Origin of the sequence: Sorangium sp. So ce367, from assembly GCF_051520455.1 — a bacterium.
Taxonomy (GTDB): Bacteria; Myxococcota_A; Polyangia; order Polyangiales; family Polyangiaceae; genus Sorangium; species Sorangium cellulosum_B.
The window spans coordinates 13077799-13098727 of record NZ_CP150334.1 but is presented as its reverse complement, the minus strand read 5'-3'; the positions used below and the strand labels follow the sequence as shown (position 1 = coordinate 13098727).

The following is a 20929-nucleotide window of genomic DNA, read 5'->3' as shown; positions in this document are numbered from 1 at the left end:
GTTTCATGATGGGTCGTGGCCCGGCGCTCAGCGCCCCCTCGACCTTGACGACGTTGACTCCGCAGCCCAAGCGTCTCCCGACAGAGGACTCCGCATGCAGCTCCGCGCCGAAGAGATCTCCCAGATCATCAAGAAGCAAATCCAGAATATCGACAAGGCCGCTCAGGTCACCGAGACGGGCACCGTGCTCACGGTGGGCGACGGCATCGCCCGCGTGCACGGCCTGAGCCGCGCGATGGCCGGCGAGCTCGTCGAGTTCAGCGGCTCGGAGGGCGGCAGCCTGATGGGGCTCGTGCTGAACCTCGAGCAGGACAACGTGGGCGCCGCCATCTTCGGCGACACGAGCTCCATCAAGGAGGGCGACGCCGTCAAGCGGACCGGGCGCATCATGGAGGTGCCCGTCGGCGAGGCGACCCTCGGGCGCGTCGTGAACGCGCTCGGCATGCCGATCGACGGCAAGGGGCCGCTCGAGACGAAGGAGCGCCGCCGCGTCGAGGTGAAGGCGCCCGGCATCATCCAGCGCCAGCCGGTCACCGAGCCGATGCAGACCGGCATCAAGGCGATCGACGCGATGATCCCGGTCGGCCGCGGCCAGCGCGAGCTCATCATCGGCGACCGGCAGACGGGCAAGACCGCCGTCGCCGTCGATGCGATCATCAACCAGAAGGGCAAGGGCGTCATCTGCGTCTACGTCGCGATCGGCCAGAAGCTGTCGACGGTGCGCCAGGTCGTGGACAAGCTCGATGCGCACGGCGCGCTGGAGTACACGATCATCGTCGCCGCCACGGCGAGCGAGACCGCGCCGCTCCAGTTCATCGCGCCGTACACCGGCGTGACGATCGGGGAGTACTTCCGTGACAGCGGGCGCCACGCGCTGTGCATCTACGACGATCTGTCGAAGCAGGCGGTCGCGTACCGCCAGCTCTCGCTCCTGCTCCGCCGCCCGCCGGGCCGCGAGGCGTACCCGGGCGACGTCTTCTACCTCCACTCCCGGCTCCTCGAGCGCGCCGCGAAGATGGCCGACATCTTCTACGTCGTGTCGAAGGGGACGAAGATCGAGGGCGGCGACGCCTCGTACCGCGGCGTCGACGGCAAGGCGCACGTCGGGGCGCACGGGATGCACTCGGCGAAGGACTCGCTCTGGAAGACGATCGACGGGGCCCTCTTCGAGAAGCTCGAGCAGGCGCGCAAGGAAGAGAAGAAGGACGAGATCAAGAAGCTCGAGCAGCAGCTCTCGGACAAGGCGAAGGCGAGCGACTACGAGATCGTCCGCGATCCGAAGTCGGGCGGCTCGCTCACGGCGCTGCCGGTCATCGAGACGCAGGCGGGTGACGTGTCGGCGTACATCCCGACGAACGTCATCAGCATCACGGACGGGCAGATCTTCCTCGAGGCCGACCTCTTCTACTCCGGCGTCCGCCCGGCCATCAACGTCGGCATCTCGGTCAGCCGGGTCGGCGGCAACGCGCAGATCAAGGCGATGAAGTCGATCGCCGGCACGCTCCGCCTCGATCTCGCGCAGTACCGCGCCATGGCGGCGTTCTCCCAGTTCGCCTCGGACCTGGACGCGAAGACCCGCGCGCAGCTCGAGCGCGGCGCGCGCCTCACCGAGATCCTGAAGCAGGGCCAGTACGTGCCGCTGGCGGTCGAGAAGCAGATCCTCATCATCTACGCCGGCACGCAGGGCCTGCTCGACAGCCTGCCGGTGAGCTCGCTCTCGCGCTTCGAGGAAGAGCTCTACAAGTTCATCGAGGCGAAGCACCCGCAGATCTTCACGGACATCCGCGAGAAGAAGGTCCTCGACGACGACCTCAAGTCCCGGATGACCAAGGCGATCGACACCTTCAAGAAGCGATTCGCGGTGGAGGCGGGCGGCGCCTCGGCCGCGGCCGACGAGGACGGCGCGGGCGACGACGAGGAGGAGGCGCCGGCGCCGAAGGCCAAGTCGAAGAGCGGGAAGAGCGCCTCGAAGGCAAAGGAAAAGTAGGCAGCCGTGCCCAGCCTCAAGTCCATTCGCAAGCGGATCTCCAGCGTCAAGTCGACGCAGAAGATCACCCGCGCCATGAAGATGGTCGCGGGCGCCAAGCTCAACAAGGCGCAGCTGCGCATCACCGAGCTGCGGCCCTACGCCGTGAAGGTGCAGGAGGTGCTCTCGGCGATCACGCGCGACGCGGCTCCCGCGGCCGAGGCGCTCGCGGCGGAGGGGATCGGGGCGGAGGGCGAGGCGGGCGCGCTCGCCGGTGGCGAGAAGGCGCTGCACCCGCTGCTCGTGACCCGCCCGGAGCGGCGCGTGCTGCTCGTGGTGCTCACGAGCGACCGCGGGCTCTGTGGCGCCTTCAACACCAACATCAACAAGCGCGCCGAGCGCGAGTGGAAGAGCCGGACCGAGGCGGGCCAGGAGGTCCAGCTCGCGATCATCGGCCGCAAGGGTCGGGACTACTTCAACCGCCGCGGCGCGCCGATCCTCGAGTACCTGGCCGGGGTCTGGGACAAGCTCAACCTCGAGACGGCCCAGGCCGTCGGCGCGAAGCTCCTCGCCCCGTTCAACAAGGGCGAGATCGACGCGATCTACCTTGTCTACAACGAGTTCAAGAGCGCCATCACGCAGACGGTCGTCGTCGAGCGGCTCCTGCCGCCCGCCGGCGGTCCGGCGAAGGAGCAGGAGCAGGGGGACGAGGCCGGCCACGGCGCGCCCTCCGCGGCGTCGGAGTTCCTCTACGAGCCGGACAAGGGCGCGCTCCTGGAGCGGCTCGTGCCGATGTACGTGGACATCTCGATCCTGCGCGCGCTCTACGAGTCGATGGCGAGCGAGCTCGGCGCGAAGCTCACGGCGATGGACGCCGCGAACAAGAACGCCAAGGAAGTGATCGACAACCTGACGCTCGAGTACAACAAGGCGCGTCAGGCCGCGATCACCAAGGAGCTCATGGAGATCATCGGCGGCAGCGAGGCGCTCAAGGAGTAGCGAGCCGCGCTGCGCGCCAGGATCTTCGATCTCCGGCTCGAGCCGGTCGCGCGTGCGACCGGCTCGCGTCTCTGGGCTTCGCCCCGCCTCTCTTCACCCGTAGCGCCCGCACCCGGCTGCCCGGCGCTGGTCGTACATCCAGGCAGCCAGCACTGGCGGAGCCGACCGGGCGGCCCCATGGTTGCGTTCCCGTGCTCCAGCCCATCAACCCCGATCACCCGGAACCCCGCAAGATCGCGCGAGCGATCGATCTCATTCAAAAAGGGGAGGTCATCGGCTACCCGACCGATACCGTCTACGGGTTCGGGTGCGACCTGATGAACAAGGCGGCTATCGAGCGGGTGTATCAGATCAAGGGGATGCGCCAGAACAAGAACCTGGCGTTCATCTGCCCGGATCTGAGCGACATCGCGCGCTATGCGATCGTCGAGAACCAGGCGTACCGCATCCTGAAGCGCTACCTGCCCGGGCCGTACACCTTCATCCTCCCCGCGACGCGCGAGGTGCCGAAGTACGTGCACCTCAAGCAGAAGACGGTCGGCATCCGCGTGCCGAACCACCCGGTCGCGCTCGCGCTGGTCCGCGCGCTCGGGCGGCCGCTCATCAGCACGACCGCGGCGCCTCCCGGGGAGGATCCGATCATCGATCCGGGGGAGATCGACGACCGGTTTCCGGGGCTCGCGCTCGTCCTCGACGCTGGGACCGGCGGGTCGGTGCCGACGACCGTGATCGACCTGAGCCAGGGCGAGGTGCAGATCGTCCGCGAGGGCGCGGGGCCGATCGACGAGCTCGTCTGAGCCGGGGTGAGAGGAGGCGAGGGGCCTCCGAGCTGCCCAGCCCGAGGAGAGGAAGCTCGCCAGGGCCCAGTCAGGGACGCTCCGGCTCGCTCTCCGCGGCTGGAACGGACTCGTACGCCGTGTACACGATCCCCTCGCGGTCGAGCCGCTCCCGCGCCGTCGCGAAGGCGAGCGGGCTCCGGTCGCCGCCGACGAAGCGGCGGCCGAGGCGCGCGGCCGCGACGAGCGTGGTGCCGCTGCCGCACATGAGGTCGGCGACGGTCGCGCCGGGCGCGGAGGACGCGCGGACGATGCGCTCCAGCAGCCGCTCCGGCTTCTGCGTGGGGTAGCCCGTGGCCTCGCGGCGCAGCGGGGTGTTGGCGACCATCCCGGGAATGTCGCTCCACACGCTCCCGAGCCGGCGGCCCTCGTCGGCGTAGTACCGGTACGCCTTGCCGCCGAGGATCCGCTCGCGGTACAGGCGGCCGTCCTCGTCGCGGTGCTTGAAATGCATCGCGAGGCTGGTCTCGGCGTATGGCTCGCGGAGCGTCGGATCCGCGGCGTTGTAGACCACCTGGCCGCGCTCGCTCGCGGCGCGCGCGTAAAGGAGGATCGTCTGGTGCGTGACGGAGAAGCCGCGCGCGCCCCGGCCGCCGTTGCCGGGCGCCCAGATGATCTCGCCGAGGAAGGCGCCGCGGCCGAACAGGCGATCACACGCGACCTTCGCGTCGTGGACCGCGCGGTGATCGAGGTGCAGGTACAGCGTCGCGCCCTCGGTCATGCGATCGCGGATGGCCTCGAGGCGCGGCGCGAGCGTCGCGACGAGCGCGTCGGCGCTCGCGCGATCGTCGTACGCGTCGGGCCCGCTCTCCGGCCTGCGCCGCCCGCGCGCCTGGCCGCGCGCCGCCCGCGCGGTCATCGTCGTCCCGACGCCGAAGGGAGGATCGAGGTAGACGAGATCGAACCGCACGTCCGCGGGGAGCGCCGCGCAGACGTCGGCCGCGTCGCCGTGCGCCAGGAGGTGGCTCACAGCGCGCTGTCGGGAGCCGCCACGCGAGAGCCCGCGGCGGCGCTTCCAGGCAGGAGGTCGTCCAGCAACGCAGCGGCGAGGTCGCCGTCCGACGGCACGATGAGCTGCGGAACGGCCGGCAGCCACGGCCACTGCGGGCCGCCGCCGAGGCAGCCGGAGAGGGTTTCGTCCGGCGTACAAGCGACGCGGAGGTGGATGTGATCGGCGTGCGCGGTGCTGTCGCCCGGCTGGAGCAGCATGCTCTCGGCATACCAGATGAGCTCCGGGTCCTCGCCGAGCGCGCGCGCGTACTCGATGAGCAGCGCCTCGAGCCAGCGGGCCAGGAAGAGCCACTGGACGTGCGCCTCGGGCGAGCGGACGAGCGACTTCACGAGCAGCCACTGCCGCTCGACGTCGAAGCGGACGTACTGAGGCGCGCCCGCGCGCGGCGATGCGGGCTCCTCGGCGCCGTCGCTGATCCGCCCGAGCCCGTCCGGCCCGAACGCGACGAAGCCCGGCGAGCGCACAGGGCGGCCGTCCGGGGTCAGCGCGTAGAGCAAGAGGTCGGCGTCGCGCCCGGTGCGGTGGGACCGGTGGCCCCGCGTCGCGCCGCCGTAGCGCGCGGAGAGGTCGCCGACGACGAGCGGCTCGCCGCCCGGCCGCGCCAGCGCCACCTCCGCCGCGGCGCGCTGGACCGCGGCGACCAGCCTCGCCGTCCCCCACCGGATGCCGTTGCTGCGGAGCAGCCGGTAGCCAGGGCCCTGCCTCGGGAGCTCGACGGCGTCGGTGATGACGCCGTGGTGCGGGACGCCGATCGAGCCGCGGAGCGCAGGGGCGAGCGGCGTGGGCGAGGAGCCGACGCAGGCCGCGCAGCAGAGCGCGACGAGCCCGAGGAGGAAGGTGGCGAAGAGAGGACGGCTGGGCATCACGACGACAGAGAGCAGGGCCACGGCGCCAGGCACCGGACGGACGAAGCTGACAGCCGCTCGTTAGCCTCGCCGGCGGCGGAGGGGAAGTTCTCGGCTCACCCGGATGCCCGGAGCGCGGCGCGCGCCGCGATCGTGGGTCCAGCCGGCGATGAAGATGAGCTCGCCTGCGCGTGTGTGCTCCCCAGGGTTGTTCACGTCGTTGATTATCCATGGAGGGCCCGTGTCGAAAGGCCCGTCGTGGACAGGATCGATCTGGTTCAAACGCACGCCGTGATCGGGGGCAAGATGGCTATTTCGGTGATCGCTCGTCCTCCTGGCGGAGGTGATATCGCAGGGTCCTGCGTGCCGAAATGGTCCCTCGATGGTTGATATCGAGCATCGATGGAACTCCGCACGACTCGGCGCGTGCGAACCGGCGTCGCGCCACCGAGAGGCGGCCAAACTGCAACACGGATCTGGCGCCGCAATACGCTCCCCCTGCCCTCGCGGAGCGATCAGCGCTAACACCCACGCCCCATGGATCCCGACCAGCGCGCCACCCAGCGGAACACCACCCAGGGGAGCACGGGCGCAGATCGACAGCCGCCGCCAGCGGACGAGCCCGAGGGCGTCGCCTGGAAGGGCGCGCTGGCCGTCGCCCTCGTCGTGGGTGGCCTCGTGGTGTGGCGCGCCTGCTCCACACCGGGAGGCGGCGCGAGCGACGCGCCCGCGCCGCCCAGCGCGAACCCCGCGGCGTCCGCGCCGAGCGACGCCGCCGACGCCGCCGCGGCGCCGCAGCCGCCGCGCTGCACGCCCGCGAGCGCGCCGCCGTTCGTGATCGGCGACGCGCCGCCCGCGCGCGGGGCCGAGCAAGGCGCGGGGGGCGGCGACGCGGACAGCGTTGAAGACATCGCGCCGTTCGCCGTCGAGGTCGGCCGCGGGACGACGTTCTCCGGCGGGTTCGCCGTGGGCGCCCAGCGAGAAGCCGAGGGCGGGACCGTCGCGATGGTGGCCACGCTCTCGGCCGACGGCGCCCAGGGGAAGCTCGTCCGCCTCGCGCGATCGCGCGGGGATATGGATCCTCCGGTCGTCGCGGGCGCGGGGGGCGCGATCCTCGCCGCGATGCTCGAGCCGAACGCGGGCGGGCGCGCGATCAAGGTCGCCAGGGTCGAAGGGGACCACGTGACGTGGGGGGCCGAGCTCGCCGAGGGGCGGGACGAGTCGCTCGCGCTCGACATCGCCGCGTCCGGCGAGCGCGCGGTCATCGTCTGGGACGACGTGACCCGCGACGGCAAGCGATCGCGGATCATGCTCGCCTCCGCCGACGTGGGCACGCTGCGCTCCGTGACGTCGGCCCGCCCGGTCTCCCAGCCGAGCACCGACGCCGAGATGCCGCGCGTGCTCGGCCGGCCGGGCGGCTACTGGCTCGCGTACATCGCGCGCGCCGAGGAGCCGGCGCGAAAGGCCGCGGCGAAGAAGGACGACGGCGACGAAGACACCGCCGCGGCAGGCGAGACGATCACCCACCAGTGGATCGAGGTGGTCCCCCTCGACGAGGCGGGCGCGCTCACCGCGACGCCCCGCGCGGTCACCCCCAAGAACGGACACGTGCTCGCGTACGACCTGACGCTCGGCGACGACGACGGGCTCATCCTCGCCTTGCGGGACGACGACACCCCGAGCGGCTCGATCGGAGGGCACATCAGCGCCGTGCTGGTGCGGCTCGGCGGCGCCAGCGAGCCGCGCGTGCTCGTCGGCGGCGATCGCGAGCAGGACGCCCCGCCCGAGGCCGCGCTGGGCCTGGGCGCCGGGGTGCCGGCGCTCCTCCCCGGCGCGCGAGGCCCGGGCGGGCAGGACCCGGCGAAGGCCGCGGGCGCAGCGGCATGGCTCGCGATCGCGAACGCGTCCGGCCCGACGCAGCTCGCGGCGCTCACCGCGAGAGGCGAGCTCGAAGGCGGGCTGCAAGCCGAGCCGGCCCTCGGGCGCGGCGAGCCGATCGCCGCCTCCGCAGAGGCGCTGCTCGTGGCGCACCCGGCCGGAAAAGCGATGAAGCTCGCCTTGCTGCGCTGCGCATCGACAGCACCGTTCAACAAGTAGGTCGCCCCTGTATCAGTAAGCGCGCAACGCCAGCGAGCAGGCGCATCGACTGTAGATTGAAGGCGCGTGGATGTGTAGCATCCGCGGCGGTGGCCCACGGGGACGATCCGCAACACGAAGCGTCGCGCCGGCCTGGTTTGCCGAGCCTGTCCGGATCGCCGGACGAAGGTGGCTGGGAAGCCAACGCCGACAACGCTCAAATGACGCGCGCGAGCGCGCAACCTCAGCCCGGCGCGAAGACGCTGCTCGTCGGCACGAGCACGTCGAGCGCGAGCGCGCCGACAGGCGGCGAACCGCTGCCGGCGACCGCGAGCGCGCCGACAGGCGACGAGCCGCTGCCGGCAGCCGCGAGCGCACCGACGGACGGCGAACCGCTGCCGGCGACCGCGAGCCCGCTGCCGCCGCCGAACCCGCCGCCGCTGCCGAGCCCGCCGCTCACCTCGATCCCCCCGCCGCTGCCGAGCCCGCCGCTGGCCTCGAGCCCGCCGCTGCCGCCGAGCGCGCCGCCGCCAGGGCCGAACAAGACGCCGGCCCCGAGCGTACCGCCGCCGGTACCGAGCAGGCCACCTCCGCTGATCCGCCGCAAAGATGGCAGCGTCGCGAGCGGGCCACCGCCGGCGCCGCCGTCGCTGGCGCCGCCGTCGAGGCCTCCGCCGCCGATGCCGCCGGGAGGCGCGTCCAAGACGACGGCAGCGCCCCCTGGACCCGGACCGGCCCGCCCTCCGGCGCGCGGCCCAGGCCAGCGCCCGCCGAGCCCGAACCGCGCCGCAACGCAGCCCGCTCCAGGCTCCGCCGCAAGCGCGGGCAAGCCGGCGACTGGCTCCCAGCCGGGCGGCGCGGCCCAGGCGATCGCCGCCTTCGACGCAAGCACGACGCCGATGCCCATCTCGGTCGAGCCGACCGCGACGCCGCTGCCCATCTCGGTCGAGCCGACCGCGACGCCGCTGCCCATCTCGGTCGAGCCGAGCTCGTCGCCGGCGCCCATCTCGGTCGAGTCGATCGAGCCGGCGCTCGCACAGAGCGCCGCGCCCGTACAGAGCGCCGCGCCGGCGCCCGCGCAGAGCGCCACGCCGGCGCCCGTACAGAGCGCCGCGCCGGCGCCCACGCCAAGCGCGACGCGCACGCCGTTGCCAGGCGGCGCGCACGCACCGAGCGCCACGCGCACGCCGCTGCCGGGCGGCGCGCCCACGCCGGGCGCCCCGCGCGCGCCGCTGCCGGGCGGCGCGCCCACCCCGAGCGCCACGCGCACGCCGCTGCCGGGCGTCACGCCGAACGCCGCGCATGCGCCGGGCGCCACGCCCGCGCAGAGCGCCGCGCATGCGGCGACCGTGCTGCACGCGCCGAACGCCGCGCATGCGGCGACCGTCCTGCACGCGCCGAACGCCGCGCACGCGCCCGCCCAGCCACCTCCGGCACCCCGCTCCCAGCCGAACGCGCCCGAGGCGCCCGCGCAGAGCCCGCAGCTCGCCGCGCCGGACCTCGCCACCGAGCTCCAGCAGCGCGCCGAGCGGCTCAAGGGCAGCGATCCGGTCGGCGCGGCGCGCGCCCTCGTCGAGCTCGGCATCCACGAAGAGCGGGTGCTCAAGAACCCCGCCGCCGCGCGCCGCTCGTACGAGCGCGCTCGACAGCTGTCCCGCACGCTCGAGCCGGCGCTCTCGCGGGTCCACCGCGTGCTCGACGCGCGCACCGAGCTCGCCCTCGCGCTCGAGGTCGTGGAGGACAAGCTCCGCGTCGCCGAGACCGACGCGCTCCGGGCCGACCTCCTCGCCGAGCGGGCGCGCCTGCTCCAGGCGCTCGGGCGGACGCCCGAGAGCTGCGAGGCCTTCACCGAGGCGCTGCGGCTCGTCCCGCTCCACGCCGCGTCGCTGCGCGGGCTCGAGATCGCCCTCCGGCGCGAGAGCGCCCGCGGCGCCGAGCAGGCGGCCAAGGACCTCGCCGCGCACCTCGACCGGCTCTCCGCCGCCTACGCCCCAGGGCGCGGGCAGCAGGACGGCGACGGCCAGCTCACCGCCTGGGTCCACGTCGAGCGCGCCGCCGTGCTCGATCGGAAGCTCTACAAGCCGGAGCTCGCCCTCGCGTCCCTCGAGGGCGCGATCGCGTTCGATCCAGGGCCTGGGCCCGTGCGGGAGGCGCTTCGCCGCCACCTCGTGCACCACGACGGCATCGTCGGCCTCGTCAGCGCGCTCTCCCTGGAGGCCGATCACGAGAGCGACGACGACCGCGCGGCGCGGCTGCTCTACACGGCGGCGCGGCTGCTCATCGACAAGATCCGCTCCCCGGCGGACGCGGTGCCCCTCCTCCGGCGCGCGTCGACGCGGGCCCCGGCCGGCTCGCCGACCGCGCGGCGCGTGGTCGGCGAGCTGATCCGCCTGCTCGAGGCGAACGGCATGCTCGAGGTCGCCGCCAACGTGCGCCAGAAGGAGCTCGCGCTCCTCACCGACAAAGAGGCGATCATCCACGAGCACGTCCGCCTCGCGGAGATCTACGACACCCTCGGGGACGCAGAGCAGGCGGCGCTCCACGCGACACGCGCGCTCGAGCTCGATCCCGAGGACAGCTCGACGCGGGAGCGGCTCGACCGCGCCCTCCAGCGCCTCGGCCACCACGCCGAGCGCGTGGAGGTGTGGACCGCCGTCGCCAACGCCGACCGGCCCGCGCCCGTCCGGGTCGCGGCGCTCCTCCGCGCCGCGGACATCTCCGAACGCCACCTGAAGCGGCGCGACGAGGCGCTCGCCATCCTGCGCGCCGCGTGGGCGATCGAGCCGGGCAACAGCTCGGTCTTCGACGCGCTCTCCGCCCTGCTCACGCCGGACGCCCTGGCCGTCGAGGAAGATCCGCGCGGCGTGCAGGCGCGGCTCGATCTGTACACGCAGGCCGCGAGCGCGACGGAGGACCCGACGCGCAAGATCGGGCTCCTCGAGAAGCTCGTCTCCATCTGGGAGGACGAGCTCGCCCAGCCCGCCCGCGCCGTGGAGGAGATCGAGAAGATCCTCGCGATCGACCCGGAGCGGCGCGCCGCGATCCTCGCGCTCCAGCGCAACGCCGCGCGCGCGGGCGACGCGCAGCGGCTCGCGCGCGCGCTCTGCGCCGAGGCCGAGCTCACGAGCAGCCCGCGCGAGCAGCGCAGGCTCCTCCTGCGCGCCGCCGAGGTCACCGAGCTCCGGCTCGGCGATCGCGACCGGGCCTCGTCGCTGGTCGATCGCGCGCTCGCGATCGATCCGGCCGACCCCGACGCGCTGCGCGCGCGTATCCGCCTCGACGAGCGCGCCGGCCGGTACGAGGAGGCGCGGCGCGCGCTGCTCAAGCTCATCCAGCGCGACCCCGCGGGAGACGCGGCGTTCAGCCTCTGGCTCGAGGTCGCGGGGCTCGACGAGCGGCGCCTCAAGCGGCCGCACAGCGCCGTGGAGTCGTACCGCGAGGCGGCGCGGAAGCGGCCCGCTCACCCGCTGCCCCGGATCGAGATCGCGCGGCTCCTCCGCGAGACCGGCAACTACGAGAAGCTCGTCGAGGTCCTCAGCTCGCTCGCCGACGAGGCGCAGCGGCCCGACGACCACGCGCGGCTGCTCTTCCAGGCGGCCGAGGTGCAGGAGCTCGCCCTGGGGCGCGATCAGGACGCCCTCCGCCTCCTCGCCCGCGCCGACGCGGCGCTCGCCTCGGGCCAGCACGATCCGGCGATCCTCGACGCGATGGAGCGCATCTACGTCCGCGCCGGCGGCGCAGGCGTCGGCGTCGGCCTCGGCGCGCCCGTCGCGCAGCGGCCCGCTACCGGCGCCCGCGCGTCCAGCCTGCCGGGGATGTCCGCCTCCATGATCGCGAGCGAGCTCGCGGGGCTGTACGCGCGCTGGCTCGAGCGCAAGCCGCCGGCGCTCGTCGATCACGCGCTCCGGATCTCCCTTGCGCTGGTCCTCGCGGACAGCAGCCCGCGCCAGGCCGTCGAGATCCTGGAGGGGCTCGTCGGGGTGGTGCCGAACCACGTCCCGGCGCTCCGCATGCTGGAGCAGCTCTACCGGCACCTCGAGGCGCCGACGTCGCTCGCGACCGTCCTGCGCGCGGAGGCCGACGTGTTCACCTCCGCCACCGCGCGCGGCGGCGCCCTCTGGGAGATCGTGTCGCTCGAGGAGCAGCTCGGGCCGAACGCCGCGCTCGAGGCGCTCGCGCGCATCGTGAAGGAGGCGCCCGACGACGCGGCCGCCCACATGGCGATCCTCCGCATCGCCGCCAAGGCGAGCCCCGCGGATCCGATCGCGCCGCGGGCGCAGGCCCTCTTCGCCAGCGCCATCCGCGACAGCCGGGAGCTGACGCCCGATCCCATCGCGCGCGCCCTCTACAGCGTCGAGGAGGCGCTCCTCGCGGAGGCGCAGGCCGACGCGGACCCCGCCGCCGCCCGCGCGGCGCTCGCCGGCTTCCGCAACGCCCTCGGGCTGTGGCCGGAGAGCGTCATCGCGGCGCGCGGCCTCGATCGGCTCGCGCAGCGCCTCGGCGACCGCGCGAGCGTCATCGCGGCCCAGCTGGCGCTCGCCGACCTCGTCCTCGGAGCGCCCGCGCGCGCGATGCACCTCGTGCGCGCGGCGGAGCTCACCGCCGAGGACGCGTCCCCCGAGGGCCGCGCGCGAGCGCTCGAGCTGTACGAGAGCGCGCTCCGCGCGGATCCGAGCTGCGTGGCCGCAGCGCGCGCGCTCGCCAAGGAGCTCGCGGGCGATCCCCAGCGGCTCACCGACCGGCTCGGCGAGGCGCTCGGCAAGGCCGCGAGCCGCGAGGCGATCTCGCTGCTCGGCACGGAGATCGCCCGGTCGGTGCTGCAGCACCACGGGCGCCCAGGCGCGATCGACGCCGGCGTGGGCATCTCGGCCGTCCGGCGGGTCATCGAGACGCTCCCGAACGACGCGGCCGCGCTGCTCCTGCTCGCGCGGCTGCTCACCGCGCAGCGCGTCTGGCTCGAGGCCCGCGACGCCCTGAAGCGCGCCGTGGCCGCGGCGACGGACGCCGAGACCAAGATCGCGGCGCAGTTCCTGATCGCCGATCTGTACGAGGGGGCGCTCGCGAACCCGGCGCTCGCCCAGGACGCGCTCCAGGCGGTCCTGTCGCTCGACGCGCAGAACCGTCCCGCGCTCGAGCGGCTGCACAAGCTCGGCGTCACGCGCGGCGACCACGCGCTCGCGCTGCGCGCGCTGGGGCGCCTGGTCGAGCTGTCGCCCGACCCGGGCTCCCGCGTCGAGGCCGCCCTGCGCCTCGCGGACGCCTACCGCGACGCCGGCGACACGGCCGGCATGGTCCGCACGCTGTGCGACGCGATCGTGAGCGCGCCCGGCGGCGACACGCGCGGTTGGGTGGCGCTCGCCCGCCTGTACCGCGTCGACACGAGCGAGGGCGCCGCGGCCTACGCCAAGGCGCTCGCGCAGCTGCTCGAGGTCGCCGAGTCCCGCCGCATCCCGGCCGATCCGCGCTGGCTGACCACGCTCGGCCTGCTCGAGTCGACCCTGCTCGTGCGGCCTCGCGACGGGCTCGCGCGCCTCCAGCAGGCCGTCGCGCTCCCGGGCGCGCCGCCCGAGTCGCGCACCGCGCTCGGCCGCGGGCTCGAGGCCGCGGGGCGCAACGCGGAGGCGGTCCAGGTGCTGCGGGACGTGCTGACGCCCGATCCGGAGGTCTTCACGCGGCTCCCGGACCTCGGCCCGGCGCTCGCCGCGCTCGAGGCCGCGCTCGCCAAGGACGGGCGCGCGGAGGAGCGGATCACCGTGGAGGAGGTCCGCGCCTGCCTCGGCGAGGTGTCGCTGGACCGCATGTCCCGGCTCAGGGGCCGGCGCGTCCCGTCGGAGGCGCCGTACGCCGGGGCCTTCGCGGGCCCCGAGATGGGCCGGCTGCTCCTCCCGGAGGCCCGGAGCCCCTGGATCGATGTGGCGCTCGCGATCGCGCCGATCGCCGCGAAGGCGATCCGCTTCGAGCTGAGCAACCTCGGCATCAGCTCGCGCGAGCGGATCGGCCCGCGCGACAACCACCCGACGCGGCAGCTCGCCGAGCGGGTGGGCCGCGCGCTCGGCATCGAGGCGTTCGAGCTCTACCTCGTCCCCTCGTGGCAAGGAGCCGCCCGCGTCTTCCCGGGTGATCCCCCTGCCCTCGTCGCGCCGACGTCGTTCATGGAGCTCCCGGAGCTCGAGCAGACGTTCGCGCTCGCCCGCCTCTTCGCGCGCGTCGCGGTCGGCTTCACGTTCCTCGACGAGATCCCGGCCGAGGCGACCGACGGCCTGCTGCTGGCGTCGATCCGCACGATCGATCCGGGCTTCGGGTCAGGCGCCATCTCGCCCCCGCGCGAGCACGCCACGCAGCAGATGCTCCCTGGGGTGCAGCGGGCGATCGGGCGCCGCCAGCGCAAGATGCTCGAGGAGCTCGCGTCGACCGTCGCCGTGTCGTACGACGCGCGCGCCTTCGTCCTCGGCCTGCGCCGGAGCGAGCACCGCATCGGCTACCTGCTCTGCGGCGACGCGCTCGCCGCGATCGACTACCTCCGCCGGTACGATCGCGACATGGCCCGCTCGACCGAGGAGCCCCGCCTGCTCCTTCAGCACCCGGTGTCGAACGAGCTCCTGCGCTACGCGCTCTCGGCCGAGGCCTACGCCGACCGCCGACGCGCCGGATCCATCTGGCCCGCCGTCTGAGCTGAGCGGCACGCGCCCGCTTCGGATACGGGCCCATCTCGACGTTTTCGGTGCTCAGCGCACCGGAGTGCGCTTGCGCGCCGAAAACGCCGATCTGGGCCCGTCTCCTGTGCGGGCGCGCGCCGCTCGGCGGGGCGCGATCCGGGGCGGATGGGCTCGGCAGGGCGCGGTCCGGGGCGGATGAGCTCAGCGAGGCGCGGTCCGGGGCGGGTGAGCTCGGCGGGGCGCGTCATCACTGATGAGCTCGGTGGGGGCGCGCCACGATGATGAACGAGCTGTGGTGACGCGGCTTGGCATGGTGTGTTTCATGACCGGTGAAGTTCGATGTCGAGAAGATATCGGTGCTTCTGCGGTAACAGGGACGTACAGGGGGCCGGTGATGTTATGTGGCTCCCGGGGTCGCGGTGGGAAGCCGAACATCCGTGTTGAAAAGATCACTGCGCTTCTGCGGCTACAGGGACGTACACACGAGCACCTATGTCGTATGGCGCGCCGGGGTGCGCGGTGCTGCGTCGAACACGTAATTGTCCAACCGGAGCGGTGTTTGGGTATCTGAGGCGCGCGGAGAAGGTCGGGAGGACGGCGCGTGGTATCCTGATCTCCGCGTGAGCATTCCGCTGATGCCAGGCGCCCTGGTGGCAAGTCGCTATCGGGTCGATCGCCAGCTGGCCGAGGGAGGCATGGGGGTCATCTGGGCCGCCACCCACCTCGCGGACGGCGAACGTGTGGCGCTGAAGCTGCTGCGCCCCGGCACGGCGGAGGACGCGTCGACTCGGCGGCGCCTCGTCCGGGAAGCGCGCGCGGCGGCGGCGGTCGATCACCCGAACGTGCCATCCATCCACGACGTGCTCGAGCTCGACAACGGGACGCCGTTCCTCGTCATGGATCTGCTCGAGGGCGAGTCGCTCCGCGACAAGCTGCTGCGCGAGGCGCAGATCCCGCTCCCCGAGCTGTCGCGCATCCTGCTGCCGGTCATCTCGGCCGTCGGCACCGCGCACGCGCTCGGCATCGTCCACCGCGACCTCAAGCCCGACAACATCTTCCTGCTCACGCCCGACGCGGCCGCGCCACGTGCCTCGCCCGGCGCAGCCGCGGAGCACCCGAGCGGCGCGCCGGCGCGCGGCTCCATGGATTCCGCGGACGCGCGGGAGGCCGCGCAGCACGACGCCCGCGTCAGGGTGCTCGACTTCGGCATCGCCAAGGTCACCGCGGCGCCCGGCGAGACCAGCTGGTCCTGGGGACGCACCGGGAGCGGCGAGATGCTCGGGACCCCGTATTACATGTCGCCCGAGCAGATCCTCGGCGAACACGACGTGGATCACCGCGCCGACATCTGGTCGCTCGGCGTCATCCTCTACGAGTGCCTCACCTCGGTGCGGCCCACCGAGGCCGAGAACATGGGCAAGGTGATGAAGCGCATCCTGACCGGCTCCATCCAGCCGATCGGGGAGAGCGCGCCGACGCTGCCCGCCGACGTCGCGGCCATGATCGATCGCATGCTCAGCCCGGACCGCGCGCAGCGCCCGGCCGATCTCCGCGAGGTCGGCGCGCTCCTCGAGCGCTACGCGGCCGTCGCCCTCCGCCCCTTCGGCCCCCCGGCGGCGCCCAGGGTTCCGGAGAGCGACTCGCTCGTGCCCAGCGCCCGCGCCAGCGACCCGCTCGTGCCCAGCGCCCGCGTCAGCGGCTCGCTCGCGCCCGACGCCCGCATCAGCGACGCGTTCCCGGCCAGCACCGCCGATCTGGACGGGGAGGCGTCGACCGCGACGCTGCGCGCAGGCAGCCTCCTGCCAGCGCCCCCCTCGAGCAACCGGCCGCGCGCGCGCGGCGCCGGAGCGGCCCCCCTGGAGGCGCCGCCCGACGCCGCGGCGCTCTCCTCGCCGGAGACGGCCGGCGCCACCGACGCGCTCGCCGAAGAGGGAGCGGTCGCCTCGTCGGCAGGGGCGCGCCGCGCGAAGCGCGCAGGGATCAAGCTCGTCGCCGCCGGCGTGCTCATCGCCGCCGGAGCAGGCTTCTCCCTGCTTCGCTGCTCCGCCTCGTCAGCGCAAGAGTCGCTACGCCACCCCGTCATCGCGCCAGCGACGCCCGCTCCATCGAACAAGGAGTGATCTGGTCAACTCCGGATCTGCCGGAGAGCCATCGAGGGAGCTGCCTGAACGAGCCAGTGTCGAGCTCGCCTTGATCCGGTTGTGACGCGATACGCCAGCGCTCTGCCGGGGCGGATTCCTGTTGCGCCGGGATCTTGAACGCGGCGACGCTCCCGCACCTCAGGAGAGCGTCATGCCCAGCGATGTCATCGTCCGGATCCGTTCGCCCCGAGGGTTCGTCGACCTGCCTGGCACCGTGGATGCCGTCGGGCCAGCCGCGTCCTCCGCCTTCGAAGAGCGAAAGTCCGCGCCAGGCATTCACCTGCTCGCGGACACGGTGAGCGACAGCGATTATGCCATCTCGCTCTCGGCGCCGGTCCCAGGGGACAGCCTTGCGGCGCTCCGGGAGGGCGAAGGCAGGGCGGTGCTCATCGTGTTTCCCGGCCACTCGCCCGTGCGCCGGCGGCTGCGCGCCGTCGCCGTCTCCAACGTCGAGGTCGTGCCGGATCCGGGCGTGGCGTCGCAGGCGGCGCCGCTCGACCTGAACGCGGGGCGCGAGGGCGCCGCGCCGCTCTGGCTCTTGCCCGCCGGGGTGTTCAGCGCGAGCCCGACCCTCGGCCCCGACGGGCCCGCCGCCCGCGACGCCCTCGTCACCGCGGCCCGGTGGATCTCGTCGCGCCGGACGAGCACCCTCACGCAGCTCTTCCCGCCGAGCGCGTTCCACCCGGAGGAGCCGGTGCGCAAGGAGCGGCTCTCGGCGCGCCGGGGCGCGGCGCTGCTGGATCAGGCGCGCGCGGCGCTCGAGATCGCGGCCGTGGGCGGCGAGGAGGCGAGGCGCGATCCGACCGCCGCTGCGACCCTGCGCTCGGCGGCGACGACCATCCTCTCGCACCTCATCGCGACGTCGCTGGACGACCGCGGCTTCGCGCCGGTCGCGGAGCGCGCCGCCGAGGAGATCCTCGCGCTCATCGAGAGGGAGGCGGGCGACGAGACGGCCCGGCCGGCGCTGCGCGCGCACGCGATCCACCTGCTCCAGCTGCGCGCCCCGGGGCTCACGGCGGCCCAGCAGGAGCGAGCCCGGGGGCTCGTCCGCGGGCTGCTCCGCGAGGCGCCGCCCTACGACGAGCTCACGGGACCGTGGAACCTCGCGATGTGCGGCGCCTCGGAGTTCCACGAGGGCGAGTGCAACATCCTCGTGTCGACCCACGGCTTCAAGGAAATCGCCCTCCCGCCCGAGGCGCCCCCGTCGCCGAACGGCTGGAGCCCTTACCGCGCCTTCGAGGCCCCCTTCAAGACGCCCGCCGGCGAGCCCATCCGCGTCTTCGCCCGCGCCGCGACCCCGCGCGACGAGAACCTCGAGATGGGGATGGCGTTCTTCATCGGGGTGCTCATCAACCGGCACGCCCAGCTCGGCGCCTTCGACCTCCGCGCGGCCGCGGTGCAGGTGAAGCAGGAAGGGTACAAGCTGATGATGAACTCGCAGTGCGCGGGGCTCACCACGCGCTTTGCCGTCTCCCAGATGTTCCCGGACGCGGACATCTACTCTTCGTGGGACTCGACGTATTTCAGGGCCGGCTCGGACGGGGTGGTCACCTCGTCCGAGGGGGTCGACTGCTTCGTCGCCGCGCTGCGCGGGATGAGCAAGCGCGCGTCGCACGCCGAGCTCGACGCGCGCCTCCGGAAGGCGCAGTGGCCCCACCCGCAGGCGCAGATCGCCGGGTTCTCGCAGTTCGTCGGGCCCTCGCACCCGCTCGTCGTCGCCCGCTACTCCGACGTGAACCGGGACGGGCGCGCGGATTACTACGACGGCTTCCTCGACTTCCAGCTCGCGGACATCGCCGAGGACATCGAGGCCTCGATGACGCCGCGCGACCCGGGGGTGAGCGCGTCGCAGATCGGCGGCGACGGCGCGGCGGGCCTCAACTGGGCGGCGGGCAGCCTCAATCGCGTCGCGCAGTACTCGGACATCTGGGCGGGGCTCGCGGGCGAGAGCGAGCTCTACTATGCCTTCCAGTCGGGGGGCTTCTTCAGCCACCGCGAGCCGCCCCACGACGTGCCCACGGGCGGCGCCGCGGAGCAGGATCTCGGGCGGCTCCCGGCCGTCACCCGCTTTCAGCAGAGCAAGGAGGCGCTCGGCGGCCTCTCGGTCGAGGTCATGTTCCACAGCCACCTGAGCCACGCGGCCAAGGAGCTGAAGCGCCTGCTCTGCGCGGCCGACGCCATGCGCCGCGCCTTCGATCTCGGCCACCTCTCCGGCGGAGGGGCGCTGTCCACGCCGAGGGGACAGCGCTGCGCGATGCTGCTCACCATGGCTGGCCTTCTGGAGTTCCCCGCGGACCAGAACCGCATCGACGGCCTGTGGTCGATGGCGCTCAAGGCGCTGCGGCTCCCGCAGATCTCCCGCAGCGCGGTGCGCGCCTGCATCACCGAGGAGGACCACGAGCTCTCGAACTACTACGGATCGCAGCGCGGGCTGGCGCAGCTCCTCTCGGCGCTCGAGAAGAGCGACCCCGTCGCCTTCGAGCAGCTCGGCGCCGACGACCCGCTCGTCGGCAGGCTCGCCGAGCTCGACGCCGGCGCCCTGTGACGGCGCTACGTGACCCGGCGACCCGGCGACTCAGCGACCCGGCGTGACCGCGCCGACCTGCGGGGATGTCGGGCCTTGCAAAGAGGGCCGTGGAGGGGCTATGCCCGGAATGGGACCTCATGCTGTGCCCTCGTTGCCATCGGCGGTACGCGGATGACCACCGCTTCTGCCCGCACGACGGAGAGAAGCTGGTCGCGAGCCACGACATCCGGCGGATACGGTCCCAGCCCACCGAGCACGTGGGCGCGATCGTCGCCGAGCGGTACCGGGTGCGGGGCCTGATCGGCAGCGGCGCCATGGCGCAGGTGTTCCTGGCGGAGGACACGAAGAGCGGCGCGCCCGTCGCGCTGAAGCTCCTGGAGCCGAGGTTCCGCCGCGAGCCCAAGGTGAAGGCGCGGTTCCTCCTGGAGGCCAAGGCCGCGGCCACCGTCGTTCACCCGAACATCGTCGAGGTCCTCGACATCGGCCTCCATGAAGGGTCGCCTTACCTCGTTCTGGAGTTCCTCTTCGGCGAGTCGCTGAGCTCGCTGCTCCTGCGCGAGAAGCGGCTGTCCCCGGAGGCCGGCGTGCCCTTCCTCCTGCAGGCCGCGGCCGGGCTCGGCGCGGCCCACCGCGCGGGGATCGTCCACCGCGACGTGAAGCCCGCCAACGTGTTCCTCGTGGGGGAGAAGGGCGACGCCTGGGCGGCCAAGGTCGTCGATTTCGGGTTCGCGAAGCTGTACGAGCACTCGGGGCTCACGCAGGCCGGGGTGACCGTCGGCACCCTGGAGTACATGGCGCCGGAGCAGACCGTCAGCGACCCTCCCGACGGGCGCACGGACGTCTACGGCTTCGGCATGCTCATGTACCGGATGTTCACGGGCCGTCTCCCGTTCAGCGTCACGCGGGCCTCCTCCCCCGCCCTGGCGCCCGCCATGGACGAGGCCGTGGTGCTGGCCAACCAGCTCGTCACGCCGCCCCCGCCGCTCAACCTGGGTGAGAGCCCGGCGTCGCGCGCGCTCGAGGCGGTGATCGTGAAGTGCCTGCGCAAGCGACCGGAGAACCGGTATGCCTCGATGGAGGCGCTCAGCGAGGATCTCGCCCGGCTCGGGCGGCCAGGCGCGCTGGCGGCGCACGCGCCGATCGCCTCGCCCGACGTGTACGCGGCGCAGACGCCCTACGGAGAGCACGCGGCGCGGTTCCTCTACAAGCAGCTCGGCAAGGTGTACGGCGACGCGCCGTAGCCGCGGCATGCCCGGAGCGCGCTCCCTCGCGCGACGCCGCGCTCCTGCGCTGGCCGCTTGCGCCGCCGCGCTCGGCTGGCCGCTCGCCGTGGGCGCGTCGCCCGAGGCGCCGCGGCAGGCGGCGCCGGCGACCGCCGCCACGGAGCCCGACATCCGCCCCACGCTGGCGTGGCTCCTCGTCCAGCTCGTGCCGAGCCCCGAGCTGTGGCTCGAACCGGGCGAGGCGCGCTTCGGGTTCCGCTGGCAGGTGACGCCGCTGCTCTACTCGTTCGGGATCAACCGCAAGCTCTCGCCGTGGCGCGCCTTCATCGCGGAGCCGCTCACGCGCCACGCCGGCTCGATCGAGCTCTTCGGCTCGCCGGGGTACGTCGCCCGTCCGGGCGCGTTGGCCGATCGCTGGGTGATCCGGGGCGGCGTCCGCGCTTATTTCCCGCTCCTCGACGGCGGCGACTACCTGTCCTGCTCGCTCGGCGGATCCGCGCTCTATGGTCGAGGACACGTGGCGGCCTCGTACGAGGCGGGGGTTTATACCCTGTTCGGCGCCCTGGGCGCGCAGGTGGCGACCACGCCGACGGCCGCCTTGCGATCGACCACGATCACGCTCAGCATCCGCTACTTCTGACGCCGCGC

At 73.4% G+C, this 20929-nt stretch carries 12 protein-coding genes; 9 read left to right on the top strand and 3 right to left on the bottom strand.

What is annotated here, in order from left to right:
• Positions 1-94 precede the first annotated feature (94 nt).
• The 3 genes from atpA to WME97_RS49765 all read left to right on the top strand — a co-directional run bounded on the left by atpA (position 95) and on the right by WME97_RS49765 (position 3762).
• Positions 95-1987 carry a F0F1 ATP synthase subunit alpha gene (gene atpA, locus WME97_RS49775; protein WP_437548383.1) on the top strand — a complete coding sequence of 631 codons (1893 nt, stop codon included), beginning with the start codon at positions 95-97 and terminating at the stop codon, positions 1985-1987.
• A gap of 6 nt (positions 1988-1993) precedes the next feature.
• Positions 1994-2965 (top strand): ATP synthase F1 subunit gamma, encoded by a 972-nt coding sequence (gene atpG / locus WME97_RS49770; RefSeq protein ID WP_437548381.1) that lies wholly within the window; start codon positions 1994-1996, stop codon positions 2963-2965.
• A 191-nt stretch (positions 2966-3156) separates the two neighbouring features.
• On the top strand, positions 3157-3762 hold the full coding sequence (locus tag WME97_RS49765; RefSeq protein ID WP_437548379.1) for an L-threonylcarbamoyladenylate synthase: 606 nt from the start codon (positions 3157-3159) through the stop codon (positions 3760-3762).
• Between the two features lie 70 nt (positions 3763-3832).
• Here WME97_RS49765 and WME97_RS49760 read toward each other — a convergent pair whose 3' ends face one another.
• Both WME97_RS49760 and WME97_RS49755 read right to left on the bottom strand, forming a co-directional pair.
• Positions 3833-4771 carry a DNA-methyltransferase gene (locus tag WME97_RS49760; RefSeq protein WP_437548378.1) on the bottom strand — a complete coding sequence of 313 codons (939 nt, stop codon included), beginning with the start codon at positions 4769-4771 and terminating at the stop codon, positions 3833-3835.
• The gene (locus WME97_RS49755; RefSeq protein ID WP_437548376.1) at positions 4768-5676 is read right to left on the bottom strand and encodes a penicillin-insensitive murein endopeptidase; all 909 of its coding nucleotides are present in this window, start codon (positions 5674-5676) and stop codon (positions 4768-4770) included. The genes WME97_RS49760 and WME97_RS49755 overlap by 4 nt, the downstream gene beginning before the upstream one ends.
• Before the next feature lie 519 nt (positions 5677-6195).
• Here WME97_RS49755 and WME97_RS49750 point away from each other — a divergent pair.
• Positions 6196-7755, top strand: a complete 1560-nt coding sequence (locus tag WME97_RS49750; protein WP_437548374.1) for a hypothetical protein — start codon at positions 6196-6198, stop codon at positions 7753-7755.
• A gap of 223 nt (positions 7756-7978) precedes the next feature.
• Here the strand turns inward: WME97_RS49750 and WME97_RS49745 are convergent, their stop codons facing one another.
• Complete coding sequence (locus WME97_RS49745) at positions 7979-9052, bottom strand: hypothetical protein (RefSeq protein WP_437548372.1); 1074 nt, start codon at positions 9050-9052, stop codon at positions 7979-7981.
• A gap of 31 nt (positions 9053-9083) precedes the next feature.
• Between WME97_RS49745 and WME97_RS49740 the strand changes: the two genes are divergently transcribed.
• The 5 genes from WME97_RS49740 to WME97_RS49720 all read left to right on the top strand — a co-directional run bounded on the left by WME97_RS49740 (position 9084) and on the right by WME97_RS49720 (position 20921).
• A complete protein-coding gene (locus tag WME97_RS49740) occupies positions 9084-14405 on the top strand; it encodes a cellulose synthase (protein ID WP_437548370.1) in 5322 nt (1773 codons plus the stop codon).
• A 605-nt stretch (positions 14406-15010) separates the two neighbouring features.
• On the top strand, positions 15011-16510 hold the full coding sequence (locus WME97_RS49735) for a protein kinase domain-containing protein (protein WP_437548368.1): 1500 nt from the start codon (positions 15011-15013) through the stop codon (positions 16508-16510).
• Between the two features lie 172 nt (positions 16511-16682).
• Positions 16683-19076, top strand: a complete 2394-nt coding sequence (locus WME97_RS49730; protein WP_437548366.1) for a hypothetical protein — start codon at positions 16683-16685, stop codon at positions 19074-19076.
• Positions 19077-19195: 119 nt separating this feature from the next.
• Positions 19196-20299, top strand: coding sequence for a serine/threonine-protein kinase (locus WME97_RS49725; protein ID WP_437548365.1), 1104 nt, complete (start codon positions 19196-19198; stop codon positions 20297-20299).
• Positions 20300-20306: 7 nt separating this feature from the next.
• Positions 20307-20921, top strand: a complete 615-nt coding sequence (locus WME97_RS49720; protein WP_437548363.1) for a hypothetical protein — start codon at positions 20307-20309, stop codon at positions 20919-20921.
• Positions 20922-20929: the final 8 nt, after the last annotated feature.